General features: G+C 70.5%; 19 protein-coding genes and 4 pseudogenes. 10 read left to right on the top strand and 13 right to left on the bottom strand.

All coding sequences use genetic code 11. The features are described 5' to 3' along the window. Positions 1 to 125: 125 nt before the first annotated feature. A pseudogene (locus RKD20_RS44625) lies at positions 126 to 683 on the top strand (transposase); the annotation flags it as partial. Positions 684 to 851: 168 nt separating this feature from the next. Here RKD20_RS44625 and RKD20_RS44620 read toward each other — a convergent pair. Beyond that, positions 852 to 1,006, bottom strand: a pseudogene (locus RKD20_RS44620) (transposase); the annotation flags it as partial. Between the two features lie 430 nt (positions 1,007 to 1,436). Here RKD20_RS44620 and RKD20_RS44615 point away from each other — a divergent pair. From RKD20_RS44615 to RKD20_RS44590, 6 genes and pseudogenes are all read left to right on the top strand, one after another. Continuing rightward, on the top strand, positions 1,437 to 2,384 hold the full coding sequence (locus RKD20_RS44615; RefSeq protein WP_424882746.1) for an ATP-binding cassette domain-containing protein: 948 nt from the start codon (positions 1,437 to 1,439) through the stop codon (positions 2,382 to 2,384). Beyond that, positions 2,381 to 3,220 (top strand): ABC transporter permease, encoded by an 840-nt coding sequence (locus tag RKD20_RS44610; RefSeq protein ID WP_424882745.1) that lies wholly within the window; start codon positions 2,381 to 2,383, stop codon positions 3,218 to 3,220. The genes RKD20_RS44615 and RKD20_RS44610 overlap by 4 nt, the downstream gene beginning before the upstream one ends. A 31-nt stretch (positions 3,221 to 3,251) precedes the next feature. Next, a complete protein-coding gene (locus RKD20_RS44605; protein ID WP_424883475.1) occupies positions 3,252 to 4,559 on the top strand; it encodes a sensor histidine kinase in 1,308 nt (435 codons plus the stop codon). Next, entirely contained in the window at positions 4,556 to 5,224 is a 669-nt protein-coding gene (locus tag RKD20_RS44600; RefSeq protein ID WP_424882744.1) for a response regulator, read from the top strand. Before RKD20_RS44605 ends, RKD20_RS44600 begins: the two co-directional genes overlap by 4 nt. 477 nt (positions 5,225 to 5,701) lie before the next feature. Further along, positions 5,702 to 6,128, top strand: a pseudogene (locus RKD20_RS44595) (hypothetical protein); the annotation flags it as partial. Between the two features lie 153 nt (positions 6,129 to 6,281). Next, the gene (locus RKD20_RS44590) at positions 6,282 to 7,172 is read left to right on the top strand and encodes a hypothetical protein (RefSeq protein WP_424882743.1); all 891 of its coding nucleotides are present in this window, start codon (positions 6,282 to 6,284) and stop codon (positions 7,170 to 7,172) included. A 6-nt stretch (positions 7,173 to 7,178) separates the two neighbouring features. Here the strand turns inward: RKD20_RS44590 and RKD20_RS44585 are convergent. Then, positions 7,179 to 7,659, bottom strand: a pseudogene (locus tag RKD20_RS44585) (ATP-binding protein); the annotation flags it as partial. Positions 7,660 to 7,694: 35 nt separating this feature from the next. Between RKD20_RS44585 and RKD20_RS44580 the strand changes: the two are divergent. After that, entirely contained in the window at positions 7,695 to 7,919 is a 225-nt protein-coding gene (locus RKD20_RS44580; protein WP_424882742.1) for a hypothetical protein, read from the top strand. Positions 7,920 to 7,928: 9 nt separating this feature from the next. Here RKD20_RS44580 and RKD20_RS44575 read toward each other — a convergent pair whose 3' ends face one another. Together RKD20_RS44575 and RKD20_RS44570 are read right to left on the bottom strand one after the other, a co-directional pair. After that, on the bottom strand, positions 7,929 to 9,197 hold the full coding sequence (locus RKD20_RS44575; RefSeq protein WP_424882741.1) for an MFS transporter: 1,269 nt from the start codon (positions 9,195 to 9,197) through the stop codon (positions 7,929 to 7,931). Positions 9,198 to 9,253: 56 nt separating this feature from the next. Beyond that, positions 9,254 to 10,375: a DUF5937 family protein gene (locus RKD20_RS44570; RefSeq protein ID WP_424882740.1), complete on the bottom strand. Its 1,122-nt coding sequence runs from the start codon at positions 10,373 to 10,375 to the stop codon at positions 9,254 to 9,256. 406 nt (positions 10,376 to 10,781) lie between these two features. Between RKD20_RS44570 and RKD20_RS44565 the strand changes: the two genes are divergently transcribed. Both RKD20_RS44565 and RKD20_RS44560 read left to right on the top strand, forming a co-directional pair. Continuing rightward, positions 10,782 to 11,477, top strand: coding sequence for a response regulator (locus RKD20_RS44565; protein ID WP_424882739.1), 696 nt, complete (start codon positions 10,782 to 10,784; stop codon positions 11,475 to 11,477). Further along, positions 11,474 to 12,592: a sensor histidine kinase gene (locus RKD20_RS44560; RefSeq protein WP_424882738.1), complete on the top strand. Its 1,119-nt coding sequence runs from the start codon at positions 11,474 to 11,476 to the stop codon at positions 12,590 to 12,592. The genes RKD20_RS44565 and RKD20_RS44560 overlap by 4 nt, the downstream gene beginning before the upstream one ends. Positions 12,593 to 12,795: 203 nt before the next feature. On the opposite strand, the gene RKD20_RS44555 is transcribed toward RKD20_RS44560, so the two are convergent. From RKD20_RS44555 to RKD20_RS44515, 9 genes are all read right to left on the bottom strand, one after another. Continuing rightward, positions 12,796 to 14,601 carry an ABC transporter ATP-binding protein gene (locus RKD20_RS44555; protein ID WP_424883474.1) on the bottom strand — a complete coding sequence of 602 codons (1,806 nt, stop codon included), beginning with the start codon at positions 14,599 to 14,601 and terminating at the stop codon, positions 12,796 to 12,798. A gap of 433 nt (positions 14,602 to 15,034) precedes the next feature. Then, positions 15,035 to 15,256, bottom strand: coding sequence for a hypothetical protein (locus RKD20_RS44550; protein WP_424882737.1), 222 nt, complete (start codon positions 15,254 to 15,256; stop codon positions 15,035 to 15,037). 168 nt (positions 15,257 to 15,424) lie between these two features. Beyond that, positions 15,425 to 16,720, bottom strand: a complete 1,296-nt coding sequence (locus tag RKD20_RS44545) for a cation:proton antiporter (protein ID WP_424882736.1) — start codon at positions 16,718 to 16,720, stop codon at positions 15,425 to 15,427. Between the two features lie 483 nt (positions 16,721 to 17,203). After that, positions 17,204 to 18,328 carry an NlpC/P60 family protein gene (locus RKD20_RS44540; protein ID WP_424882735.1) on the bottom strand — a complete coding sequence of 375 codons (1,125 nt, stop codon included), beginning with the start codon at positions 18,326 to 18,328 and terminating at the stop codon, positions 17,204 to 17,206. A gap of 35 nt (positions 18,329 to 18,363) precedes the next feature. Then, complete coding sequence (locus tag RKD20_RS44535; protein WP_424882734.1) at positions 18,364 to 18,846, bottom strand: poly-gamma-glutamate biosynthesis protein PgsC/CapC; 483 nt, start codon at positions 18,844 to 18,846, stop codon at positions 18,364 to 18,366. Further along, positions 18,843 to 20,117 carry a poly-gamma-glutamate synthase PgsB gene (gene pgsB, locus RKD20_RS44530; RefSeq protein ID WP_424882733.1) on the bottom strand — a complete coding sequence of 425 codons (1,275 nt, stop codon included), beginning with the start codon at positions 20,115 to 20,117 and terminating at the stop codon, positions 18,843 to 18,845. The genes RKD20_RS44535 and pgsB overlap by 4 nt, the downstream gene beginning before the upstream one ends. 6 nt (positions 20,118 to 20,123) lie before the next feature. After that, positions 20,124 to 22,364: a HAMP domain-containing protein gene (locus tag RKD20_RS44525; RefSeq protein ID WP_424882732.1), complete on the bottom strand. Its 2,241-nt coding sequence runs from the start codon at positions 22,362 to 22,364 to the stop codon at positions 20,124 to 20,126. 460 nt (positions 22,365 to 22,824) lie between these two features. Further along, positions 22,825 to 24,576 (bottom strand): ArnT family glycosyltransferase, encoded by a 1,752-nt coding sequence (locus tag RKD20_RS44520; RefSeq protein WP_424882731.1) that lies wholly within the window; start codon positions 24,574 to 24,576, stop codon positions 22,825 to 22,827. Positions 24,577 to 25,033: 457 nt separating this feature from the next. Further along, the gene (locus tag RKD20_RS44515; protein ID WP_424882730.1) at positions 25,034 to 26,302 is read right to left on the bottom strand and encodes a DUF418 domain-containing protein; all 1,269 of its coding nucleotides are present in this window, start codon (positions 26,300 to 26,302) and stop codon (positions 25,034 to 25,036) included. Positions 26,303 to 26,507 lie beyond the last annotated feature (205 nt).

Genomic DNA, 26,507 nt, shown 5'->3' with positions numbered 1-26,507 from the left:
CAGGTCCCTTCGGACGGACCAGATCCTGCGGGGCACGGTGGAGACCGACAATTCCCTGTAGGGAATGGGACTTTCAAGTCAGAGACGACCGCGGTCATGCGTGGTCTCAGTGGAATGATCACTAGGTGAGTGGTGTGACTACGACGTCGGAACCGTCCTGGATAGCTCCGTTCACTGGGCTGAGCCCGTCGGCCTTCGGCAAGCCGGTGGCGCAGCTGCGGCGCGAGGGCGCCGACGCGTCCGGCCGGGGACGACCGTGGAGGCTGTCGCTGGAGGACCGAGTGCCGCTGGTGACGGCGTACTGGCGAACGAACCTGACACTGCGACAGCTGGCCTTGCTGTTCGGGGTGTCGAAAGCAGTCGAAGAATTACCGCTACTCCACCAACCATCAGGTGGTCATCGACGCCGACACCCGACTGGCGGTCGTGGTCGGCCGGCCGCTGCCGGGGAATCGCAACGACTGCCGAGCCTGGGCCGAGTCCGGCGCCAAGGCCGCAGTCGGGAACACCACTACGATCGCCGACGGCGGCTATCCGGGAAGCAGGCCCGCAACAAGAGTCACAAGCAGGTGAGAACCCGTGTCGAGCACGTCTTCGGCCGCATGAAGGCCTGGAAGATCCTGCGCGATTGTCTCTTACGCGGTGACGGCGTCCACCATGCAATATCCTGCATTGCCCGCATTCGACGGCACCGCTGCTTGCAAGCCTGCTCCGGGAATGTGCGCCGCACGCCGCGTCCGTGCCGGGAGGCGCGGTTCGCGCGCGAGCCGTAGGCCCGGTGGGCCCGGCCCGATTCGAGGGACGCGGATGGGCGCCGGAGCCTCGGCGAGGCCACCTGCACCTGCAGACGTGCGCCTCGGTCGTCCGACGCGGCCGCGGACCGGCGGGATCGCGTCGAGCAAGGGCAGGAGCTGGGTGACGTCGTTACGGTTGCCCCCGGTCAGCAGGACGGGGAGTGCGTGCGATCCCCATCGGTGATCAAGTGGTGTTTCGAGCCGACCCGCCCCGAGAGTGAACTGGACGGTCAGGGCGGCCGCCAGGGCGAGGCCGCCGAGCTCGGCCGCCGGTACCGGACCCAGCGTCCGCTCCAGAAGGTGCGATGCCCTCTCGCCGAGGCCGGTGATCAGCACCTTGATGATCCAGAAGCAGGCGGCGGTCACCCCCGGCCCGTCGTTCGCCATCTGGGCGTACGGGGGCCGGCGGCCGGTCGCCGAGGACGTGCTCTGCGGGCATGATCCACACGAAGGCACTTCGCGCCTGAGCGCAACCTGAACAGCGTGCGCCCGGCAGCGGTGTCACGTAGTACCGCGGTACGACCCGACGCGTGTGGATCAGCCCGCGGTATGACCGAATCGGGGCGTTTCGGGCCTTAGCGTTGCCGGTGAGGCGTCAGAGGCGACGAGACGGGCGCCGGTGTCCGACAGGAGGAGACGCGAATGATCGACGCACAACAGCTGACCAAGAGATACGGCGACAAGACGGCCGTCGACGGACTGGACTTCGTGGTCAAGCCGGGGACGGTGACCGGCTTCCTGGGCCCCAACGGCGCGGGAAAGTCCACGACGATGCGGATGATCGTCGGGCTCGACGCCCCGACGAGCGGCTCCGTGAAGGTCAACGGCCGCCACTACGCCCGGCATCAGGCACCGCTCCAGGAGGTCGGCGCCCTGCTGGAAGCGAAGTCGATCCACCCGGGCCGCTCGGCCTACCACCATCTCAAGGCGCTCGCGCTGACGCACGGGATCCCCCGCCGCCGGGTCGACGAGGTCATCGAGCTCGCCGGGCTCGGCACCGTAGCGAGGAAGCGGGCCGGTGCCTTCTCCCTCGGCATGGGCCAGCGGCTCGGCATCGCAGCGGCCCTGCTCGGCGATCCGCAGACGATGATGCTGGACGAGCCGGTCAACGGGCTCGACCCGGAGGGCGTCCTGTGGATCCGCAACCTGCTCAAGGGGCTCGCGGACGAGGGCCGGACCGTGTTCGTGTCGTCCCACCTGATGACCGAGATGGCCCTGGTGGCGGACCACCTCATCGTCGTGGGGCGCGGTCGGCTGCTGGCCGACACCACCGTGGCGGATCTCGTCCGCGAGGCAGGCGGCGACACGGTGAAGGTGGCCACGCAGGACCCGGCGCGGCTGCGGGAGGTACTTGCCGGTCCTGGTGTCGACATCACGGGTCGCACCGGCTCCGAGGAGCTTCAGGTGACCGGGCTGACTGCCCGCCAGATCGGCCTCAAGGCGGCCGAGCACGGGATCGCGCTTTTCGAACTGACCGCGCGGACGGTATCGCTGGAGGAGGCGTTCATGGAGCTGACCAGGGATGCCGTGGAGTACCACGGCACCACGACCGGCGTCGACGCCCTCGCGGCAAACGGGAGGGCTGCATGAGCGCCCTCACCGCGACAGTCGATGCGCCCCCGGCCGACCCGGCTCGCCCGGTCTACCGGGTGACCGGGCGGCGCGTGCTGGCCTCGGAGTGGGCCAAGCTCTGGTCGCTGCGTTCGACGTGGATCACCCTGGGCCTCGGCCTGCTCTTCCTCGTCGCCTTCGGGCTGATCGCCGCGAGCCGCTACACGTCCGAGATCGGTTCCGGTCACATGGACCGCGACTTCGCCGCCTCGACGGCCGTGAGCCTGTCCCTCTTCGGCGTCAACTTCGCCCAGCTCGCGCTGGGCGTGCTCGGCGTGCTGGTCACGGCCGGGGAGTACTCCACCGGCATGATCCGGTCGACGCTCGCGGCCGTACCACGTCGTCTGCCGGTCCTGTGGTCCAAGGCGACCTTGTTCGGGCTGGTCGCGCTGGTGGTCGGCGTCCTCGGCGCGTTCGTCGCCTTCGGGTTCGGCAGCGGCATCGTTTCCGGCACCCCCGCCGCCATGAGCCTGACGCACGCGGGAGTCATCCGAAGCCTGCTGGGCGCCGGGCTCTACCTCGGCCTGGTCGGTGTGATCGGCACCGCCCTGGGCGCACTGCTGCGATCGGTGGCCGGCGGTATCTCGGTGCTGGTCGCCGCCCTCATGCTGATCCCGGGGCTCGCCTCGCTGCTCCCCAGCTCCTGGCAGGACGACATCAGTCCGTACCTGCCGAGCAACGCGGGTGAGTCGATGTTCGCCCTGACCCACGACGCCACCGCCCTGTCGCCCACGGCCGGACTGCTGGTCTTCCTCGCATGGACGGCTCTCGCGCTGTCCGGGGCGGCGTACCGGCTCGTCCGCAGCGACGCCTGACCGCCTGCACCATGGTCAGGTGACGACCTTGATGACGACCACGTCCGCAGACGCCGCCGACGCCGACGCCGCCGCCGACGGGATGGGACCGCTGGTCGCCTGGCTCTCCCGGGGCGGCCAGCGGCTGCGGCAGGCAGACCGCGCACATCCATGGGCACTGGACACCGCGGTGGTACTGCTGGTCTTCCTCGTGTTCTGCCTGCCGGACCTGCTGCACGGCGGCGCCGGGGACGGCGACGGTCCACGCCGGTTCCGTATCGCTTTCACCCGGCTGTCCCCGGCGGCCATGCTGCTCCTGCAGGCCGGTCTGGTGCTGCCGCTGCTGTGGCGGCGCCGCACACCCATGATGGCTTTCGGCGCCATCGCGACCGTGTTCGTCCTCCAGTGGTCGCTGGGCGCCGCGCTGCGCGCGGACGTCGCCCTGTTCATCGCCCTGTACAGCCTCGCCCTGCACGGGCGGCTGCGGCAGCTGCCGTGGGCCTGCGGGATCATGGCAGCGGGGATGGTCCTGGTCGCCCTGCGCGCGTCACCAGCCGTGTCCGTCTGGGACGCGCTGTTTTTCCTGCTCAGCACCACGACCGCGGCCCTGGCTCTCGGCCTGATGGTGCGCACCCGGCGGGCCCAGCTCGCGGGGCTGCGGGAGCGGGCGGCCCGCCTGGAGATCGAACGCGACCAGCGCACCAGACTCGCGACCGCCACCGAGCGGACGCGGGTGGCCCGCGAGATGCACGACATCGTCGGCCACAACCTGGCCGTCATGATCACCCTCGCCGACGCCGGCGCGTATGCCACGGATGCGGCTCCCGAACGGGGCAAGGAGGCCCTGGAGCTCATCGGCGACACCGGGCGGACGGCCCTCGGCGAGCTGCGACGTGTGCTCGGCGTGCTGCGCGAGGCATCGGACGGCGCAACCGTCCCGCCCGAACTGAGCCCGCAACCCGCGCTCATAGACATCGAGGCGCTGTGCGAGGGCGTGCGCACCGCAGGTCTGGACATCGTCTACCGGACCGCCGGCGACATGGACACCCTGGACCACGGGATGCAGTTGACGGTCTACCGCATCGTCCAGGAAGCCCTCACGAACACCCTGAAGCACGCCGGTGCCGGCACCCGAGTCACACTGACGGTGGTCGCCGAGGACAACCGGCTGGTCATCCGCGTCCGAGACAACGGCCCTGCGCACCGCCCCGGACTGTCGTACGAGGAAGGACACGGGCTGGTGGGCATGCGAGAACGCGCGGCGCTCTACGGAGGGAACATCAGTACCGGACCCGCGGCCGGCGGCGGTTGGACGGTGGAGGCCACCCTCGACCTGACACCCCAGGGCGGTGCCCAGTGACCACTGTCCTCGTCGTGGACGACCAGCCGCTCCAGCGCTACGGCTTCCGGGTGCTGCTCGACTCCATCCCCGAGACGGAAGTGGTCGGCGAGGCCGCGCACGGCGCCGAGGCCGTCCGCAAGACCGCCGAACTGCGCCCCGACGTCGTCCTGATGGACGTACGGATGCCCGGTATGGACGGTATCGAGGCCACTCGCCGCATCACCGCGGCTGGGGGGCGCTCCCGCGTTCTCGTGCTGACCACCTTCGACCTCGACGAATACGTCCACGCCGCTCTGCGTGCCGGAGCCAGCGGTTTCCTCCTCAAGGACGCGCGCCCCGAGGAACTCCTCGCGGGGATCCGCGCGGTCGCCGTCGGCGACGCCGTCATCGCGCCGGCTCTCACCCGCCGCATCCTGGACGAGTACGCCCAGCACGTGCCGGCCGGCCGAAGCGGCGTGAGCGAGGACCCGCGACTGGGATCCCTCACCGACCGCGAGCGCGAGATCCTTGTCGCCATCGGCAAGGGCTGGACCAACGGCGAGATCGCCACCCGCTTCGTCGTGTCCGAGTCCACCGTGAAGACACACGTCGGCCGTGTCCTGGCCAAGATCGGCGCCCGCGACCGCATCCAAGCCGTGATCTTCGCCTACGACCTCGGACTTGCCCGCCCCGGTGCCGGGTGAGGGGGCGGCGGAGGTTGACCGACGTCGTGACGGGCCCAGGACGTGGAGCGGTCCTTTCAGGGCCCGAGCCTCGCCGGCGCTGAACCAGGTCACGAAGTGCTGGAGGACGGCGATCGGGTCCGGTCCGCGGTCCAGGGCCTCGTGCAGGGCCTGGGCAGTCAGCTCGCCCGGTTACGCATGGCTCTCGGCCGGCGTTCGGGGGCACTCCACCGCCCGGAGGGCGCCAGAACCGCAGCCTCCAGGTCGCATCCACTACGTCGGCGCTGCCACTGTCCGGGGCCAGGCAGGAGGAAGGCTGCGAGGTGGGACAGCCCGACAGCCCGGCCCGGCGGTGGTCCTGGCGCCCGTGGTGCTCGGGCCAGGCGGACGGGGCAGCCGGTGCCAGGCGGCCGTCAGGATGCGTTCAGGTGCCCCGTGGCACGGTCGGGCCTCATGACATTCGAGACCTGACGCACACGCCCTCGGCGGCCGACACCCAGGTCTCGGCGTCCGGTGTCCATCCACACCATCGACACCACCGGCCTGGAGTCCTAGTACTGGCTCGCCGTCCTGTTCACCTTCGCCCTCGGCACCGCCGCCGGCGACCTGGTCTCCGAGCGCCTGGACCTCGGCTGGCTCGGCGCGCTTCTGTTCGCCCTGGCCATCACTGCGGTCGCGCTCTCGCGCTTCACCCTCGGCCTGGACGCGGTGGGGAGCTTCTGGATCGCCTACGTCCTCACCCGACCGCTCGGCGCGTCCATCGGCGACTACCTCTCCCAGCCCGCCGGTGACGGCGGCCTGGGACTCGGCACGGCGGTCACCAGCGCGCTGTTCCTCACGGTCATCCTGGGGCCTGGTCCTGTATCCGGCGGTGCCCCGGAAAGACGTGACGCAGTCGCAGCGCACCGCCCGGCACGCGGCCTGAGCAGGGCCGCGGCCGGTGTTCAGGATGCGTTCAGACTGACGCTGCGAAGATCGGCTGCGGCGATCACTCTTCGGAGCCGCCCCATGACACAGGGCGCTCGTCCCCCTCACGGGGCGGGCGTTCTGCCGTACGACCGAATCGGAGCCCCCCACCGTGCAGCAACCGCAAACGGTCACTGATCTGGACGTCGCAAGCGCGACCAAGTCGGTGATGAAGAAATTACCCGAGGTCACGCTGGCGTTCTGGATCATGAAGATCGCCGCGACCACTCTCGGGGAGACGGCCGGCGACCTCTTCGCGCAGACCCTAAAGCTCGGCTACTTCCTGACCACGATCGCCCTGTTCCTGCTCTTCGTGGTGACCTTGGTCGTCCAGCTCAGGTCCAGCCGCTACAACCCGTTCTTCTACTGGACCGTGATCCTGTCGACCAGCATGGCCGGCACCACGACGTCCGACTTCATGAACCGTGACGCGAGCACCAAGTTCCTTTCCGGCGACGCCACTTCGCTCGGCTGGGGACCGCAGGGTCTCGGCCTCGGTTACCCGGCGGGGGCGGCGATCCTCATCTCGATCCTCCTGGTCGTGTTCGCTGTCTGGAAGGCCACCGGGATGACCTTCCAGATCCGCGACATCGTCTCCTTCCGCGGCGAGGCCCTGTTCTGGTCGGCGATCCTCGTCTCCAACACCCTCGGCACGTCCATGGGTGACTTCCTCTCTGACAGCTCCGGGCTTGGTTACGCCGGTGGCGCGCTGCTCGTGAGCGGGGCGCTCGCCGTTCTGGTGGCCCTGATGAAGGTGCCGGTGGTGCCGAACGTGCTGCTGTTCTGGATCGCCTTCGTCCTCACCCGCCCTCTGGGTGCCACCGCGGGCGACTTCCTGACCAAGCCGGTCGCCAAGGGCGGTCTGGACCTCGGCACGGCGGGTTCCTCGGCTGTGCTGCTGGCCGTCCTGCTCGGTCTGGTGGCCTTCGCGCAGGCCCAGGAACGCCGGACCACCACCCCCCGGCCGCCGGAGCGGGAGCCAGTGACCCAGCAGGCCGACTGAGGCCGGTCACCCGACAGGCAGGTCGACCCGGAAGCGTGCTCCGCAGGTGTGACCGGGATCGTGGGACGCCTCGCCGCCGACGGCGCGGGCCAAGCGCCGTCGGCGGCAGCCCGAGGCCCGCGCCGTCGTGTCCGTCGTCCCGGTCGGCGCGGCGGCCGGGCTGGAATTGGTCGTTGACGAACGCCGGCGGCACACCGGGGCCGCCGTCGGTGACGTCGACACGCACGCTGCCGGACGGACGCCGCGCGGACACGGTCACCGTGGAGACGGCGTGCCAGGGTGTCGCAGATGGCGCGCATGGACTGGGCCGCCTCGGCGATCACCCGATGGGTGGCGTGGGTCTCGGCGACTGTGCGGGGGCGCGCCTGCCACCAGTTGAGCTCGATGATGATCCGCGTGAGCGGGTGCGCAGTTCGTGGGACGGTTCACCGGTCAACTGCCGCTCGTGGCGTAGCACGGTGCGGATACGGTCCAACAGAGTGCCCAACGGCCAAGCACAGCGTGCGCCGTCCCGTCGGCACGATGGACCTCGCCTACGACGACTTCGCACTGCCGGGCGACCCGCACGTCTCCGTCACCATCTACATCGCAGATCCCGGTACGCCCAGCACTGACGCTCTCACCCTGCCGGCGACCTGGGCCGAAACCCATAGGGTTTGCCTGATGGCCCGCCATGGTGATGGCCCCGACACGCTCGTTGTCAGGCCGCGGCGACAGCGTCCTGAGCTGACCAGCGCACAGCGATGACGCGCGCAGTCACTCCGGTTCGGCCGTGATCACCGCGGTCTCTTCCGGTATCGCGACGCTTGCCGTGCCGTCGGCCGTGGCGAAGGGCTGCTGACCCGGCTGCCGTGCGCCGACGCGTGCGACGGTGAGCGTGGCGGTCACGACCAGGACGACCACGGCGGCTCCCGAGAGCAGGAAGGCGTTCTCGACTCCGGCCAGGGTGATGGCGGTCGAGGCCACGAACGGGGAGATCGACAGAGCTCCTGCCACGCCGGCCTCCCACAGGCCGAGCGCCTTCGCCAGATGATGGCTCGGTATGCGCTGCTGCACCAGTGCGATCAAGGGAATGTCCGTGAGGGCCGAGGCCAGCCCCGTGGCGGTCAGGAGAACCGCCGCCACAGCAGGCGAGGTGACCGTTCCCAGGGGAGCCCGGAAGATCCCGAGCAGGGCCCACGCCAGCACCGCGGCCACGGCGAGTCTGCGGATGCGCAGGCCGGCCAGGAGCAGGGCGCCCGCCACTTCGGCGACCCCGGCGACGCCGAGCAGCAGGCCGTACTGGCCGCCCTGTCCCACGACCGCGACGAGCCCGACGGTAAGGAATCCGTTCGTCAGGGCGAGGGCGAGCACGAAGGTCACTATGACCACCAGTACGTCGGGAGCGGCCCGCACTGCCCTGAGCCCGGCGCCGAGATCGGACCACAGCCCCGTCTGACCGCCGGTCGGAGCGGGGCGGGTCACGCGGATGGCGGCCACGGCGGCCGCCGAGCCCAGGAACGTGAGTCCGTTCACCATCAGCGCCGACTGCAGCGAGCCGAAGGCCAGCAGCGGCGCGAGCACGAGCGGGCCGACGAAGAAGGCGGCCCGGAAAGCGACTTGCAGCAGTCCGTTGGCCTGCTGGAGACGGTCGACCGGCACGATCTGCGTGACGATGGCGTTGCGGGCCGGAGCGAACGGGGCGCCGATCAGCGCCAGTAGCGCCGTGGTCGCCACGAGCAGGGGCAGGTTCAGCAGGTGGAGGGAGAGCAGGACCGAAGCCACGGCCACCACGGCTACCCGGGCCAGGTCGGTGGCGATCATCAGCTTCCGGCGGTCGCGCCGGTCGGCGTACGAGGCGACGACGAAGGTGGCCACGAACGCGGGCGCGAACGCGGAGACGCTCACCACGGCGACGGCCATGGTGTCCTTCGTCAGCGACCAGGCCAGCCAGGCGGTCGCGGCGGTGTACAAACCGTCGCCGAAGCGTGAGATGCCCTGACCGGCGAAGAGAAGCAGGAAGTTGCGGTCCTTCAGCAGTGACATGCGGCCACTGTCGGATCCCGGCGGGGGTCTGATCCACTTATTAGGCAGATGGCGAATCAGTCGTTCTCGGTCACCTCGCCGTCGCCGTGCAGGAAGCTCTCCAGGCTGGGGGTCAGGCCCGCCACCTGTCCGGGCGCAAGGCGGTACAGGACGTAATAGCCCTCGCGGCGGCGCTCCAGCAGGCCCGCGTCCGCCAGCACCCGCAGGTGCTTGGACAGGGCGGCCTCGCCGACACCGACGAGCGGGGCCAACTCCTGTGTGCTGCGAGGGCGTTCGGCGAGCAGTCGCAGGGCGCGCAGCCGGGTGTCGTCGGCGAGCGCGCGGAGTGTGCCGACGAGCCTGGCCGGCGGAATCCTCGGGCGGGCTTCCCGGACGATCGAGGAGACGGGGAAGACGAGCCCGAGGGGCCACGGACCGTCGCAGTTGACGCGTACGTGCGGCCACACATAGGCGCTGGGAGCAAGCACGAGTGTGTCGTCCGGGCCGATGGCCACCTCATGGTCGTGCGGTCGCTCCAGCCAGAAGCGTTCGGCGCGCGGATCGCTGCGCACCTCCGGCCACAGGCCGCGGAGCATCCCGTACAGGCCGCGCTGCTCGATCTGGTGTCCGGCCTCGCTGACGCCGGCGGCGAGTTCGGGTTCGAGCCGTGCCCATTCCTCCTGGAATGCCTCCTGCCAGTAGCGCTCCAGCATGCTGAGGAACCGTTCGAGCAGCGCGCTGGGGTCGTCGAGGAGCATCGCGGCCAGCGCTTCGTCACTTTCCCGTGCGGCTCGCTCCCGCAACAGGCGGCGTACCTCCGGTTCGTCCAGCACGTGCGGATCCCTGCCCTCGCCGCTGCCCGGCCAGGGCGTGAGGAGGGGGACGGCGAACTCCAGGCGGACGAGCTCCGGATCCGCCCCGCGCAAGTGGGCCAGTTCGTCCTCGAAGTCCGTCAGTCCGCCGGTCGGCTGCGGAAAGAGGAACTCGGGGAAGTACGAACGCACCGCGTAGGAGAACACCTCGATCTCCCGCTTCAGCGCCGGAGACAGCTTGCGCATCGCACGCACCCAGCCGTGCTGGACGGGGTGGTGCTTGGGCTCCACCAGCACATGGAGACTCAGTACCGCTTCCATCGTCGGCGAGTAGGCAAACCCCACCCGCTCCGCACCGCCCGCAGGGACCCGGAACACGATCGTCATGACCCGTCATCCTTGCCGCATCACGTCCACGACGGAAACCGCGCCGCGCCGCCGACCTGTCTGCATCGCTGACCTGCGCGCCGGGCAGGACGGCGGCGGAAGTGCAGGGTGCGCGAGTCGACCGAGCCGACCGTCGGCGCGATCACCGGCCCCCTTGGCCGCTCCCGGCAGTCTGCTGCTCGGCAGGTGACGTTCGACAACGACGGCCGACTTCAGTGGGCCACCAGCGAGTGCGGACCCTGCACGGGCTGTTTTGAACCCATGCCAGATCATGGACCATCCGGCACGCGGCCGTGATGTCCCTGCCGAGTGGTGGGTGCTCCCCCGCCGTGTGGCTGGAGCTGCCGCTCGCCGGGCCGTCGGGACCGATCGGGGCCTTAAGGTCGAGTCGGCATGGCCGTACGGCATGAACGAAGGTGAGGCTGAAAGCGTGATCCGGGTAGTGGTGGTGGACGACGAGGCGCTGGTCCGCTCGGGCTTCGAACTCATTCTGGGCGCGTCCGAGGACATCGAGGTCGTCGCGACCGCGAGCGGCGGCGAGGCCGTGGAGACCGTCCGCCGGGAGCAGCCCGCCGTGGTGCTGCTGGACATCCGGATGCCCGACGTCGACGGACTCACCGTCCTGCGCGAACTGCGCACGATGCCGGACGCTCCGGTGGTGGCGATGCTGACGACGTTCGACGCCGACGAGTACATCCTGACCGCGCTGCACTCCGGAGCGGCCGGCTTCCTGCTCAAGGACACCGAACCCGAGCAACTCGCCCACCTCGTACGGACCCTGGCCGCGGGCGGTGTGGTGCTCTCCCCCAAGGCGTCGCGGACCCTGCTGCACAGCCACCCCGGCAGCGGGGCGGCCGTCGACGAGGACGCGGCACGGGTCCAGCTGTTGACCGCCCGCGAGCGTGACGTCCTCGTCCTGGTGGCGGAAGGGCTGTCGAACACCGACATCGGGGCCCGCATCCACCTGAGTGCCGGCACGGTCAAGGACCACGTCAGTGCGATCCTCACCAAGCTGCGGGTGACCAGCCGGGTGCAGGCCGCGCTGCTGGCGCAGCGGGCCGGACTGCTCGACGATCGCCCCCGGTCGGGGGCAGGGCAGTGAGCCGCTTCCGCGCGCTGTGGGAGCGTGTGCCCGCGCCGGCCGTCGACCTCGTCCTGGTCGTCGCGGCGGCCGTGGACGTGTGGCTGAACCTGTTGGACGACACGCGCCTCGCCGTCGCGCTGGCCGCTCTCGGTTGCGCCGCGTTGGCCTTCCGGCGCCGGTTCCCGCTCGGCGTCTTCCTTCTCACCCTGCCCATCTCGCTGACGCAGCCCGTCGCCGTCGCTCCGCTCGCGGCCCTGTTCACGCTGGCCGAGCGTTCCCGCAACCGCCCTCTCCTCGCGGTGTGTGTCGCACTGACCGCCGTCGCGAACAGCACGCCGTGGCCCTTGGCCGGCCTCACCGAGGTCGGCCGGACCATGACGCTGCTCACCTTCGTCTACGGCATTGCCACCGCTTCGGCCCCGGTCCTCATCGGGCAGCTTCTCCAGGCGCACCGGGACCTGGCGCGGCGGCTGGTGGAGATCGAGGAGGCCAGGGAGCACGAGCGGGCACTGCACGCGCAGGCCGTGCTCGCGCGCGAGCGCGCCCAGTTGGCCCGTGAGATGCACGACGTGGTCTCCCACCAGGTCAGCCTGATCGCCGTACGGGCCGGAGCGTTGCAGGTCGCCGCCAAGGACGCGGATGCCAAGGAGGCTGCCCGCACGATCCGTTCGCTGAGCGTCACCACGCTCGACGAACTGCGCACCATGGTCACGCTGTTGCGCGCCTCCGGCGGCCACGCCACCGAGCTGACCCCTCAGCCCACCCTGGCCGACCTGCGCAAACTGGTGGAATCAAGCGGCATCCACGCCGAGTTGTCGGGTGAGCTGCCGCCCACCGTGGGCTCGCCCGCCCAACGGGCCCTCTACCGCACGGTCCAGGAAGCGCTGACCAACGTCCGCAAGCACGCCCCGGGCGCCACGGCCAGCGTCGAGCTGTGGCAGGACGGCGACCACGTCGGAGTGACCGTCACCAACACCCCACCCACGCGTCCCTCCCTTTCCCTCCCGGGTTCGCAGCAGGGCCTGGTCGGTCTGCGGGAACGGGCCGAGATCCTGCACGGCACCCTGGAGGCGGGCCCGACCGCGGAGTGCGGCTACCGGGTGCGGCTGTGGATTCCCCTCAGCACGGACTGAGCGACCCCTCGAGTAGGCAACGGAAGCCGGCGCCTTGGCCACCGCGCCGCCCGGCTTGCCCAGCCAAGCAGCAGGACGGTGTCGATCCCGAAGGCGACGTGCTCGATGCCTGCGGTGCGCCACCACCCAAGGCCCGCCCCCCACATGGTTGTCCGGCCGGGAGTGGGGCAGTGGCCGACCGGACAACATTGGGGTGGGCTGGGTCATCGCGCGGGCGCCAGGAGCTGGGTTGCCGCCAGTCGCGCGTACAGCCTGTCCTCTCCCACTAGTTGCTCGTGCGTGCCGACGGCCCGCACCCGTCCGGCGTCCATGACGACGATCCGGTCGGCGCCGGTCACCGTCGACAGGCGATGGGCCACCACGAGGACGGTGGTCTCGAGGGCCACCTCCACGATGACGTCCCTCAGTGCCAGTTCGTTGACGGCGTCGAGCTGCGAGGTCGCCTCGTCCAAGAGCAGCAGCCGGGGCCGGCGCAGCAGAGTGCGGGCGATGGCGATGCGCTGCCGCTCACCGCCCGACAGCTTCGAACCGCGGTGTCCGACCGGGGTGTCCAGGCCGTGCGGCAGGCGCTCGGCGAGGGTGTCGAGCCTCGTGCGGGCCACGACGTCGCGGATGTCGTCGTCCGTGGCGCCGGGCGCGGCGAAGACCAGGTTCTCCCGCAGTGTGCCGGCCAGCACCGGGGCGTCCTGCTCCACGTACCCGATGGCAGACCGGAGCTCGGAAAGGGACCAGTCCCGTACGTCCTTGCCGTCGACGAGGACCCGGCCCCCGTCGGCCTCGTAGAACCGCTCGACGAGCGCGAAGACCGTCGACTTGCCGGCGCCGGAGGGGCCGACGAAGGCCGTCATCCCGGCGCCCGGTACCTCGAAGCTCACCTGCCGTTGGACGTACGGCCGGCCCGGGCGGTAGCGGAAGGACACATCCTCGAAGCGGACCGACGCCGGACCCGGCACAGCCGCACCCTGCCTGGGCAGGGCGTCCTTCGGGCCGGCAGTCGGCTCCACCGGCTCCACCGGCTCCACCGCCAGGCGTTCGACCTGCGCGATCCGGGAGATCGCGGCGGCCCCCTCCTGGTACTGGGAAGCGGCGTCGACCAGCCTGGACACCGGCTCGATCAGGTAGAAGAGGTAGAGCAGGAAGGCGATGAGGGTGGACACGGGGATCTCCCCCGACGCCACTCGTGCGCCGCCGACACCGAGCACCGCGAGGAAGGCCAGTTGTACGGCGAGTTCGTCCGCCGAGCCCGCCACGGCCTCCCACTTCGCGCTCTGCACGCCGTGCCGCCAGGCCCGCCGCGCCGCCGCCTCCACGCGGGCGGTCTCCCGCTCCTCGGCGCCGGACGCCTTCACCGTACGGAACGCTCCCAGAGCCCGCTCCAGCACGACGGAGATCTCCCCGACCGCATCCTGCGCCCGCTCGGTGGCCCGCGCGATCCTCGGCATCACCAGCATGACCGCCCCGCCGACCAGCACGACCACACCGAGCGTCACACCCAGCAGCACGACATCCAGGAACGCCATCACCACGACCGCCGCCACGAAGGCGACCGCCCCGGTGGCGGCGGAGACGACCGCCTGGGTGCTGACCGACCGCAGCAACGTGGTGTCCGAGGTGACCCGGGACATCAGATCACCCGGCGGGATCCGCTCCCACTCCGCGATCCGCAGCCGCAGCAACCGCCCCACGAGGGTGCGCCGCGCGGCCAGGACCACCGACTCGGCCGTCCGTTCCAGCACATAGGCGCCGAACGCCTCGACCGCCGTGCCCAGCACCACCAGCACAGTGAGCGCGACCAGGATCCCGGCGATGGTGTCACCCGAGGCCAGCCGGTCCACCAGCGCCTTCGTGGCCAGTGGCTGCAGCAGTCCCCCCGCGGCCCCGACCAGGGCGCACAGCAGGCCGAGCGCGACGGCCCGCCGGTGCGGGCGGACGTACACGTACAGCGCCTTGAGCGTCTCTCGGGCGGACAGGGAAGTCTCATCCGTCGTCGGGGCGGATGCGGTGTTCACGAAGTTCCTTTCGTCTGTCCCACTGCGCTGCGCACGCCATGGCGCCACGCCCTGCGCGCCGCCGCCTCGACGCGAGCGGTCTCCCGCGCTCGGCGGCCTGCCGATCTTCGGGATCACCGGGGCGACACCCACGCCGACGACCGCGACCACGCCGAGCGTGACGCCCAGCAGGACGGCACTGAGGGACGCCAGTACCGGCGCACACAACAGGCCGAGCACGACGGCCCACCGGTGCGGACGGACGTACCCGTACAGCGCCTTGAGCGTCGGCCCTCGTGGCGGGTGTGTGCACACGTCATCGCGGAGTTCAGGGCGTACGACGGGCAAGCAGAGGCCGTCGAGCGGCGTCGGGCTCCCTCTCGCCTCGTCCAAGAAGGCCATGGTGCCGGTGACCGCGGAGACCTCGCACCGAGGGAGGGCTCCGACGGCCGGCTCACTGGACCAGTGAGGCCGCCCACGTGGCGAAGAGGTGCACCCCTGCCGCGTAGAACTCAGGACGTACGACGAACAGGACACCGGCGCCCGCCACCAGCGTCAGGCCGAGGGGTTCCAGCAATCTGCCTCTGCCAGGTGTGATGTCACGGCCCGGTACCTCGATGTCGGCCGATGCTCCGAGGGCGGTCTCGGGCTCCTTGTCACGAACACGCTGTGTCATGTCTCCAGCCTGGTCGCCGGGCCGCTCTCCGCACATCCGACGACTGTCCGGCCCACCCCCGCCGAGTGGCTGGAGGAGATCAGCCTGAGGTGGCAGCCGTCGGGGCCGTGAGGCTGACGCGCCGTAAGCACGGCAGCACCACGAGTCGTGCAGCTCAGCCCGGCACCATCAACTCCGCATGCCGAAGACCGCTGAGTCCGGCTCGTCGGTCTCCGGGGAGCCGGGCCCGCCGGCACCCGACGGGGGCTGGTCGGTCAGGGAGCGGGCGATGACCATCGAGCCGCCGCCGTGGAGCAGAACGCTGCCGAGCACCGTCAGGGTCATGGCGTACAGGGCCGTGTCGGCGTACAGCCCGTCCGGCAGAGCGTTGAACGCGAGCAGGCCGAACACGATGGAGGTGGTGCCGCGTGGTCCGAGCGCGCCGACCATGAGCCGCTCTCGCCAGGTGAACGTCGAGCCGAGGAAGGCGAGCATGATCGGAAGGATGCGCACGACGGTGAGCGCGGCGACGCAGAGCACGACGGCGGCCCAGTCGATGCCCTCGCCCAGGGCGAGCACGACGGCGTTACCGAAGAAGAACCACATGCACATCGTCATCATCGAGTTGGTGTCCTCGATGAGCTGGAAGTCCGAGGCGGGGGGAGCCGAAGCGCCCCGTCGTCGGACCGGCGCCTGCCTGACGTAGCGGAAGGCGATCCCGCACACGAATGAGGCCACGAAGCCATTGCCGTCCATCGCCGTGGTCACTGTGTAGATGAGCAGCGGTGTGACCAGCACGAGGATCCGCCGGGACTGCTCCGTCATCCACCCCGCGCGGTCGGCCATGTTGATCAGCCACGCCACCAGCGCCCCCAGCGCGAAGCCGACCACGAGGGCCTTCAGCGCGAACGGCACGGCCGTGCCGAGGGCCTGCACGGGCGTGCGGGTGACGGAGTTGGTGCCGACGAGGATCAGCGCGAACAGGAAGAGGGGCGACACGATGCCGTCGTTGTAACCGCTCTCCACGTTGAGCACGCTGCGCACCCTCGCCGGGATACGCCGGTCGCGGACCAGCGTCTCGGCCGGGGCGAAGTCGGTCGGGACGACGATGCACGCGATGAGCAGCAGCAGCGCGACCGGCAGGCCGGGGAGCAGCAACATTCCCAGCAGCACCATCGTGATCAGGCTCAGCGGCAGGGCCACCAGCAGTGCCCGCGCGGCGGAGCCGGGGTCGTTGCCGAACAGCCGCCCGCCCGGCAGCTCGGTGGCGTCGACGAACAGCAGGACGGCCAGGATGACCTCGGCCACATGCTGAGCGACCTCGGAGTTCAACGTGGCGGCGATATGGCTGTGCGTGAACACCCCCGTGCCGACACCCGCGAGGACCAGCACCAGAGGAGCCCGCACATGCCGCGGCTCCAGCCGGCCGGCGACCAGCGACCAACCGGCCACCACCGTGGTGATCACAATCAGGACAGAGACCATTTGAATCCGTTTCAGAGCTCGGAACGGACCAGGGGCCGCCCCACGGGGACCTGCACAGGGGCAGAGACGGAGTGAGCACGGGCAGACGGCACAACGGACGAGGCCCGGCAAAACAGTACCGGCCCCCGCGGTCGACGACCTGACGGGCCGGGCCGCCCCGTGTGGCCGGAACGTCCGCCGACGCTCCGGGCGTGCTGCGCAACGTCTTCTCCTCGCCGCTCGGCGGCACCCCGGAGGCGGGGGGCGCGGTGACTGTGAGCCTCGACGACCGGACGCCGGCAGCGTGCAGTTGGGGGACGTGGCGCCCCGGTCGGCTTCCCAACATCCCGCTGACCGGCACGACCCTGTACGCGAGCAGCCCGCACGCCCCGCTCCAGCGCTGCGCCGTCGATCCCGGGCGGGCCGTCGAGCGGGGCTGCGCCCGCGCGAGCACCCGTCTGACGCGAGAACAGCGGCGGGCGTACGGAACCAAGGCGTCGGGAGTCACAGGCGGCGGGCCGCGCGCAGCCCTTGGGCGTAGTAGCCGTCACCGTCGAGCCGATGGGTGCCGCTCTTGTCACCCATGGTGGGGCCACCCGCGTTCTTCCGGCTGGAGATGAAGCGCGGGTGGTCGGCGGTGTCCAGGCCGAGGTAGATGCCGATGTGGCCGATCCGTCCGCCGGGCAGCTCCCGCGTGCTGAAGAAGACCAGGTCGCCGGGCTGGAGCTGCTGGATGACGGCGGGGCGGCGGCCGGTCAGGGGCATCACGGGTACGCCGAACCGCCCGTGGGCGATCGCATCGGCGCTCCGCTGCAGCCCGCTGCCGGCCGGGCCGTCCCTGCTGCTCAGCGGGAACCCCGAGCGGTATCCGTACACCAGCCGGACATAGCCGGAGCTGTCGACGGAGCGCGCGCGGTCCTTCTCGGGGCGGCGGGTGACCGTGTCGGGGAAGGTCCAGGGGATGCCCAGGTAGTCGTAGAAGTCGGAACCCGTGCGCGGCTTCGACTTCCCCTGTCCGGCACGGCCGGCACTTCCGACCCGCCCGGCGTCGCCGGGGGTGTTGGGGGTGTAGCGGGCGGCACCGCTGTATGTGACGCCCGCTGCCGTGGTCCGGGCCGGGGCACCTGCGATGTACTCGAAGGCGATGCCGAGGACGTCGGGATCGCGGCTGCCGAGCCGGGACCTGAGCCAGGTCCTGAACCAGCCGCTCCGCTCCGCGCCACGGGCCCATGTCTTGGGCAGCAGCCGCACCCAGCTCTTGGTGACGACCTTGGCATCCGTCGTACGCGGCTCGGCGAAGGTCCTGCTGGGCCCGGTCAGTACGGCCGTACGGGCGCCGTCGGTGAACGTGGCGATGACGGTGCCGTGCCGGTCGCGGGCGACCGTGCGGGCGGGGTTGCCGATCCGCTCGAAGCGCAGCGGGCCGGTCCCGGCCCGGATTCCGGCATCCGGTGCTGCCGGTGACGGGGGTGCTGCCTGTGCTGCTTGTGCTGCCTCCGGATGGTCGTTGCGGTGCTTGAGCTGCAGGCTCAGCCCGTAGCTCGCCGCGAGCAGGACGGCTGTCACCAGGAACAGGGCGGTGTTCCTGGTCAGGGAGAACCCAAAGATTCCGGGCAGGGGGCGTTTCACTGATCAACTCCGGTGAGGGGAAGGAGACACGGCGCTCATGTCGTGGGCAGGGCGCCCAGCAGCAGCCCGGACACCAGGACCACGTAGGCGGCGAAAGTGACCGCGCAAGTGGAGAGAACCGTCGCTGCCTTGGGCTGCCTCTCCAGCTGGTAGGCGATGAGACCGGGGACGATGAACCCGAGGGCCTGATGGGCGAACAGCAGAGGGAACTGCTGCTGCAGCAGCAGCGAGAGCCCGGCCTGGAGCAGGACGCCGATGAGCACGACAGCGGCGAACAGCCGCTTGCCGTAGAGGATGACGAAGCGCTGCAGCAGCTTGGTCAGCAGATAGGTCAGAGTTGCCACGGCCGCGACCATGGCGGCGCGCCGCAGATCGCCGACAAGGGTGAGGGCGAGCCAGCCGGGGGTGATCATGCCGCCCGGTGAGAGATTCGTGGTCAGGTAGCACAGGAGGGAGAAGACCAGACCGAGTGCGATGCCGATGGCGGCGATCTGCGGGGTGACTACTGCGGGGATCAACGGGACTCTCCGTGGGAGGAGTTGTGGTGGGCGCCGGGCGGTGTGGGGGCGTCGCACGGGCCGGCGGGGTGGGCAGCGTCGGCGTCGGGATGATCGGGCTCGAGTGCCGCGAGCCGCTCCAGGAAGAGTTCGCCCTGGCCGTGGATGTTGCCGATGGCGACGAGCGAGGAGTCCGGCCCCAGGTGAGCCAGCAGATCCGCGGTGAGCCGGTCGGGGTCGCGGCGGTCGCCGCCGAGATCGACGACGTTCCCGGTCCAGTGGGCGGGGACGGCGTCGGCGGCCGACTTGGTGGGGTGGCCGATGAGGAACACCGTCTCCGGGTCGAGCTGGGGTATGAGCGCGCCCATCTGGCCGTTGCGCTCCACACGGTCGGGACGGCAGTTGATGACGACGTGCAATGGACGGTGGATCGCGCCCAGTTCGAGCAGCTGCGTGATGTTCATGAGCGTCGACTCGGGGTCGTTGGCGGCGAAGACGTTCGCGAAGCGCAGCCGCTTTCCGTCAGGGGCGCGGTACCGCTCGACGGACAGCACACCCGGGTCCGGTGGCGCCTCGTACATTCCCTTCAGCGCGGTCGCGCGGTCGACGCCGAGCAGTTCGGCGACCGCGAGTGCGATGGCGACGTTCTCCTTGAAGGTGAACCAGCTGAAGCCGCGCAGTTCCTCGTCGGTGACGGTTTCCGGGTCGGCGTAGACCAGCTCGCAGCTCCGGGCGTCGGCCTCCTCCTGGAGGATGGGGAAGCGCTCCTTCTCGGCGGTGACGCAGACTCCGCCCTCCGGCAGGGACCGGCACAGGGAGCGGGCCACGTCGTCCAGCGTGGGGCCCATCTCGGCGAGATGGTCCTCGCGGACGTTGCAGAGCACGCCGATGGTGGAGCGGATCAGCTTGGACTGGTTGATCTCCTGGAGTGCGGGCATGACGGCCATGCACTCCATGACCAGGACATCGGGCCGGTAGCCGGCGGCCCGCCGGACGATGCCGATCTGCTCCACGACGTTGGCGATGCCGAACTTGCGGTAGACCGGCTCCTCGGTGGCATCGGGATGAATGAACCGGGCCGCGGTGCCTGTGGTCTTGGCGACGGTCACCAGGCCGCTGCCGCGCAGCGCGCCCGCGCACAGCCGGGTGATGGAGGACTTGCCGCGAATGCCGTTGACCAGCACTCGGGTGGGTATGGCGGCGAGATTGGCGTCATGGCGGCGCTGTTCGACGATGCCTGCGACGAGCAGGCCGGCGCAGCACGTCGCGAGGACGCAGTACAGGAAGAGCACGGCGGGTCAGCTCCTGGGACCGGGGCCGGACGGGGAAGTGGAGGGCGTGGGCGCGCTGTCCGGGGAACCGGGCGCGGGCGGTGCGTCGGCGCGCGGGAGTCGCTGTCTGATCAGTTCGAGGCTGCGGGCGAGGGATCCCACCTCGTCGTGGTAGCGCGGGTAGAGCACCGTTCTGCGGTCCCCGGCCGCCAGCGCCTCGGCGTCCTGGGTGAGGTCACGCAGCGGACGTACGACGACGAGGTACAGCCAGCCGAGGCAGAGGGCGCCCGTGGTCACCCCCAGCAGACCGACGAGCATGATCCGCCGCTGTGCCTCGTACTCGGGCAGGCCGAGCCAGAACACCGGTCTGATCGAGGCGACCTCCCAGCCGAGTGCGCTCGCGACGCCCCGCTTGTCGTGGAACGGCGCCACCGCGGCGACCGCCGGATCCCTCCAGCCGAGCAGCAGCTCAGCGGAGCCCTTGGTCCTGGGCACGGCCTGCAGCTGGGTCCGTAGCCGGCCGTCGGAAACCCGCCCGAAGGCCACGAACCCCTTGTTGGACGCGATGACCCGATGCGCGGAGTCCACCAGCCACACCGAGCCGAGACCGGGTCGGTTGAGGATGCCGGCCAGGTACTGGACCTTGAACTCGCCCACGACGTAGCGGCGCCCGGCCCTCGTCGGCGCGCCCTTGACCTGCTGAGCGGCCACCGCGGCGAGCACCGGTTCCGTGCCCGAGGTGTTCGTCTGCAGGACCCCGGGCCTGATGCGGGCCTTCTTCGGGGTACGGGGTCCGTCGCCGGCGCGGACGAGGATCCTGCCGACGCCGTCGACGACGTACAGGGACCGGTATCGGCCGTGCTGCTCCAGGGATCTGTAGAGGACCGTGCGCGCCTCCTCCGACCGGGAAGTGTCGATCACGGTGGCGAGATGGGCGAGATCCGCGTATCCGTCGTTGATCCCCCTGCGCACGCGATCCGCCGTCGTCTCGGTGCGTTGCCGCTGGTCGTCGGAGATCAGCCGCGGTACGACCGCGGCTGGGCGCGGCAAGCTGCCTGCGAGCGTCAGCACCATCGACGTGGGCCAGGCCAGCAGGGCGAACGCGCACACCACAAGGACGGTGCGCAGTCCGAGCCGACGCCGGCCCTTGCCGGTCCCGAGCAGAACACGCTTCCGGGCCGGCGGCTGCGCGACCGTCTGCTGCGAGGGTCCGCCCCGGCCCCGGAGTTGAAGGCGCAGTGCCTCCAGCGCGGCGCCGATCCGGGCGGGTTCGCCGAAGCAGGGCACGCGGACGGGAGCCGTGAGGTCGCCCGAGCCGATCCTCTGCGCTGCGCGACGCAACCTCAGCACAGGCCGCTGCAGCACCATGTGGAGAGCGACGGTGACCCCGGCCGCGAGGGTCAGTAGCACGGCCGCGGCAAGGAGGGCGAGACGAAGGTCACCGGTCCCCGCCCCATGAGGCTCGGTTCGTACCGTCGTGACGACCGTCAGTCCGAGCGCGCTGCTCGGACTCTCTTGCGTGGCAGGCGCCCGGGCCACTGCGGCGTACCCGACGGCGGTACGGCGGTTGCCGTCCGCCGCCCCGACGAGACTGCCGCTCGGACCGGCGAAGCCGCCGCCGGCGGCGGTGTCCGACGGTCCCTTGCTCTGCGCCTCGCGGGCGGCGGTGCCGGCCAGCGCCTTGGCCCGGTCCGTGCCGGATCCCGGCCCGGCCGAGGCGAGAGTGGCTCCGTCACGGTCCACGACGTTGAGCGTGTGATTCCTGCCGACGGAGATGCCCGGCGGCTTCAGGCTCTGGGAAGCGACGAGCAACTCCTGCCTGCCGCCTTGCGACAAGGTCGCGAAGGTCAGTAGCCGGGTGATGCCCGAGTCGTCCCGCACCAGTCTCGGAGGCGGGTCCGTCGGCAGTCCGCGCAGGTTCACCTTCCCGAGGGGTACGGCCTCGCCGTGCGAGGCCAGCAGCCGACCGGTGGACACGTCGACGACGGCGGTGCCGCGCCACTTGCGGTAGGCCCGGTCGAGGCGGGTCAGGATGCCGTCCGCCGGCAGGGACTTGGAGCCACCGAAGTCCGCGGCCGCCGCCCGCAGATCGGTGACGCTCTGGTCGACGGCGCCCTGCAGCGCGACCGCCCCGTCCTCGGCGATGTGCTGCTGGGAGCTGAGGACGGCCTCGGGAACGCCCCGTTCGGCATCGCTCCCGACGGCGAACACCGTCAGGCCCGCGACGAGCGCCAACAGAACCGGCAGGGCCGCCAGGGGCGGCCGCACACCTCCCAACACAGCCGTGTGCGCCCGACGCCGAGCCGGTCCCTGCATGGATATCGGGGATCGAGTGGTGGTCAAGAAGAATCCTTTCCAGGTTCTGTCGATGTCGCGTGAGGCAACGAACAGAAGTTCTCGACCTGTGTGACGACGGGAATGGCCAGCCGGTTTATCAGGGAGGTGTGACGGTACTCACCCGCCGACGAAAAGCGCCGTTTCAGGCAAGCGGGAGGAGTTGCGTGACCACTCTGACCTGCTAGTTCGTGAGACGCTCGCTGAAATACGCACGATTCACAATGCCTGCGAGAATGGTAAATTCGAGCTTCACGGAATCTGAACAAATTGGGATTGGGTCGCCCCAGAATGAGGCGACAATTGCCCGCAAGGATTATTTTGCTTTTCTGCTTCCTTGCCCATCCCTCAGTCGGCTGCTGCACCCCCGCCGATCGGCGGGGGTGCGTTCCGCTCAGCCCTGCTCGCGGCAGTCGTAGAGGCCGAAGTTGCCCCTGGTGTGCCAGCCGTAGGCCCCGGAACGGACGCGCCTGCAGTGGGACTTCACCCAAGTCGTCGCGGGCGTGGTGGGTCGCAGGTGAGTGAGCAGCACGTAGCGCAGTTGCTGGGTGGCGATCAGGTTGCCGAGCTGCGGGGCGCTGGGGAAGGGGGTCTTCCCGGTGAATCCGCCCATGACGAGGATGGGTTGGGCCTGAGCGCGCAGCAGACGTTCCGCCGGGTAGGCGGCCTGGGTCGCGAGCAGGTACTTCTCCCCCTTGCGGTGCGCGATGAGGTAGCCCAGCAGGGTGGTGTCGCGGGCGCTGGGCCGGTCGAGCTCGGCCCGGCGCAGAGCGGAGGGGTCATGGAGGGCCCGGCGGTGGAACTCGCCGACCGGACCGGCCGTCGGCGACGTGGAGGCGCCCGCGTAGCGCGGGTCCAGAGCCGAGACGGCCCAGCCGGCGGGTACCAGCAGAGTGGCGGCTGTTCCGGCGGCCAGACAGCCCTTGACCAGACTCCGGGAGGCTCGTGACCCGCTGGGGAACAGGCAGAGCGTCCCGCACACAGCGAAGATCACGGCGAACGCCAGCAGCCGGGAGACGAACCAGGTCGGCCGGTCGAGTACGAGCGCCCAGGCCACCGTCAGCACGATCGCCGACGGCAGCCACAACCGTCGCCGGCCGCCGGACTCGTACGCGGAGCGGAAGAGCGCGAGGCCGCCTCCGGCGAGCGCGGCGATCGCCGGTGCGAGCACGGCCGTGTAGTAGACGTGGTTGCCGTTGGAGACGCTGAACACCATGGCATGCACGGCAAGCCAACCGCCCCAGAGGAGGAAGCCCGCACGCAGCGGGTCGGTCCGCGGCTCGCGGGCGCGCCAGACCAGGGCCGTCACAACGGCAAGCACTGCGAGCGGCAGGAACCAGGCGATCTGCGGGCCGACGGTGGGGTTGACGAGCATCCCCCATCCCGTGTTTCCGGAGATACGGCTGGCGGCGGTGGCCGGCACGGCGCCGAACGCGGTGTCGTCGTCGGTGAAGCGGCTGATGCCGTTGTAGCCGAAGACCAGGCTGAAGGGGTTGTTGTTCGACGTGGCGTCGACATATGGGCGGTTGCCTGCGGGAGTCACCCACGCGATCAGCGCCCACGAGCAGGAGACGGCCAGCGTGACCGCACCACCCACAAGGAGGCGCCAAGCCCTCCGCAACGGCGAGCCGCTCGCGGCGAGTTGATGGACCAAGGCGAAGACCGGCAGGACGAGCCAGGCCTGCAGCATCTTCGTCTGGAAAGCCAGCCCGACCCAGACGCCACACGTGATCAGCGGGAGCAGCCGCCCGGTTCGGACCGCCTTCTGCAAGGCTCCGGCGGCTGCCACCAGCAGCAGAGTGAGTGCCGTGTCCGGGATGGTGGCCCTGTTCAGCGCCACGGTGATCGGAGTGAAGGTGAGCGTCAGCGCGGCGATCAGTGCGGCGAACGGCCCGGCCCATGCCCGTACGATCCGGTGCAGCAGCCATACGGTGAGGACGCCCTCGATCACATGGGGCAGCGCGGCCGCCCACGTGTGCGGCCCGAAGCCCCATACGGAGACGGCATCGGGCCAGAAGGCGCCGGGCACCTTGTCGAGGGTGATCGAACCGCTGGTGTCGAGACCGCCGAAGAAGAAGGCCCGCCAACTGGTGGCCATCGACCGTATCGCCGCGCCGTAGTAGGGGTGAATCTCGGCATGCCCCATGCCCCATGCCCCATGCATACAGCAGAGCGGCGACGCCCAACACCGCTGCCAGCGCCGGGCGTTCCCAGCGTGCCGGACCTTCCGGCCGGTCGGCGCGGCGGTGCGATTCCCGGAGGAGGTCATGGGAGTCGGTGCTCTGGGCGGTGGGTATGGCAGCCATGGCGAAGGTCCCTGGATCAGTGTTCGGGCGGAACGGCAGGTGAGAGGCGGAAGGCTGCGCGGGGCCGCGATCAGCGCACGTGCGCCCGCGGTGCGGCAGTACGCCGCCCTGGAGACTGCGATGGGCGTCGATGCGCGTCGATGCGCGTCGATGCGCGTCGAGAGGGGTTACGGCGTTCGGCGCCCGCCTGCCGGAGGCCGACTCACGCTGCCGCGCATCCCCGGAGTGCTGAAGTACTCCGGGAATGCGAACAACAGCCACTTCTCGTACGGACGTCCAGGGGTGCCCACCCGCGGCTCAGCGGACGGAATTCGCCAGTTTGGTGGCGCCGTTGAGCAAGTACTCCAGCGGTCCGCGGCGGAAGAAGCGGGACCAGACCGCCGCGAACACGGTGGCCCCGACGATGAAGCACAACAGCAGCGCGGCGGAGGCGGACTGCGGCGGGGTGGCCGCTTCGCCGGGCAGGGCGAGGATGACCAGAATGTGGCCCACGTAGAGGGTCAGGGACATGGTGCCGACAGCGATGATCGGCGCTGCCAGTCGACGCAGCCACGTCAGTCGGTCCAGGGCCACCGTCAGGCACAGGAGCACGGTGATCGCGATCCCCAGGCTGCCGATGAGGTCGAACGTGGAACCGCTGTGCGGCTCGGCTGCCAGTAGCCCCCATGTGTCGGGGCCACCCAGCCCGCCACCGACCGGCGAGTCGAAGGATGCTGATGCCAGGCCGGGATCCTTCATGGCACCTGCCTCCTTCATGGCGGACATCCCGTCCATGATCTTCTGAGCTCCGCCGGTCAACCGCAGCGCCAGCCACGAGACGCCGTACCCGAACGCGATCATCGCGGGACCGACGACGGCCAGCCGCCGCCGGACCGTGCCGGAGGACAGGTCCAGCCGGCCCAGCGCCATGCCGGTGACCACGAACGTCATCCAGGTGATCGCCGGGTAGAGGCCGGTGAGCAGGAGATCGAGCACACCCACGCCGCAGAGTCGTGCGATGGGGTCGTACGAGTCGATGCTGTGCACGATCGACTCGGTGAGCAGCGCCCGGATCACATACGCCAGCTGCGGCGTGACGACCGCGAGGGTGACCGCCGTGATCGCGAGCGTCCTGGTCCGCAGCCGCAGCAGGGGCAGGGCCAACAGGAAGTACACCGCGTAGAAGTTGAGGATCCCGGCGCCGCCGAAGTTGGTCATCGCCAACGCGCTGCCCAGCACCAGCAGGATCACGGCCCGGATCACGATCCGGGCCCTCGCCTGCCGGCCGGCCAGTCCGGTCTTCGGCTCGAAGCGGCCCGCGATCAGCATCAACGAGATCCCGGCGAGGGTGGCGAACAACGCCGACGCGCGGCCGCTCGCCAGCTCCAACAACCAGTCGCCGACACCGCCCCCGGGTGTTGCCATGGGGCCGACATGCACGGCGAACATCCCGAACACGGCCAGTGCACGGGCGAGGTCCACCGCGACCAGCCGCACCGTCGGCGCAGGGCGCTCGGTCGCCGTGGCGGACTCGGGTGAGGGGAACGGCCGGAGAGGCGTCTTCTTGGCGCTTTCGATCTCGGTCACCGGGACAACCTTGCCGAGGCGGGGGGCGGCCGACCATCCGCCGGGCTTCGGGAGGTGTCCCGCCGGTCGGCCGAGACCGACCCCGCCGATCGGAGGGGGTCGGTGTCGGCCGTACCCGAACGACTATGCTCCCCGACCTGGTCGTCATGATGCGGGCGGTGGGCTCACCGCGACCGTGAGAGTGGGGCGCGGTTGTCGGAGCTGC

It is taken from the genome of Streptomyces sp. SLBN-8D4, from assembly GCF_049739545.1.
GTDB lineage: Bacteria > Actinomycetota > Actinomycetes > Streptomycetales > Streptomycetaceae > Streptomyces > Streptomyces canus_C.
Note: the sequence above shows the minus strand (reverse complement) of the source record. Positions and strands in the feature narration are given on the sequence as shown.

Excerpts from the sequence above, each read along its gene's own strand:
- RKD20_RS44615 (WP_424882746.1), top strand. The coding sequence starts at position 1,437 with ATGATCGACGCACAACAGCTGACCAAGAGATACGGCGACAAGACGGCC.
- RKD20_RS44610 (WP_424882745.1), top strand. The coding sequence starts at position 2,381 with ATGAGCGCCCTCACCGCGACAGTCGATGCGCCCCCGGCCGACCCGGCT.
- RKD20_RS44605 (WP_424883475.1), top strand. The coding sequence starts at position 3,252 with ATGACGACCACGTCCGCAGACGCCGCCGACGCCGACGCCGCCGCCGAC.
- RKD20_RS44580 (WP_424882742.1), top strand. The coding sequence starts at position 7,695 with ATGGACCTCGCCTACGACGACTTCGCACTGCCGGGCGACCCGCACGTC.
- RKD20_RS44575 (WP_424882741.1), bottom strand. The coding sequence starts at position 9,197 with ATGTCACTGCTGAAGGACCGCAACTTCCTGCTTCTCTTCGCCGGTCAG.
- RKD20_RS44570 (WP_424882740.1), bottom strand. The coding sequence starts at position 10,375 with ATGACGATCGTGTTCCGGGTCCCTGCGGGCGGTGCGGAGCGGGTGGGG.
- RKD20_RS44565 (WP_424882739.1), top strand. The coding sequence starts at position 10,782 with ATGAACGAAGGTGAGGCTGAAAGCGTGATCCGGGTAGTGGTGGTGGAC.
- RKD20_RS44550 (WP_424882737.1), bottom strand. The coding sequence starts at position 15,256 with ATGACACAGCGTGTTCGTGACAAGGAGCCCGAGACCGCCCTCGGAGCA.
- RKD20_RS44545 (WP_424882736.1), bottom strand. The coding sequence starts at position 16,720 with ATGGTCTCTGTCCTGATTGTGATCACCACGGTGGTGGCCGGTTGGTCG.
- RKD20_RS44520 (WP_424882731.1), bottom strand. The coding sequence starts at position 24,576 with ATGGGGCATGCCGAGATTCACCCCTACTACGGCGCGGCGATACGGTCG.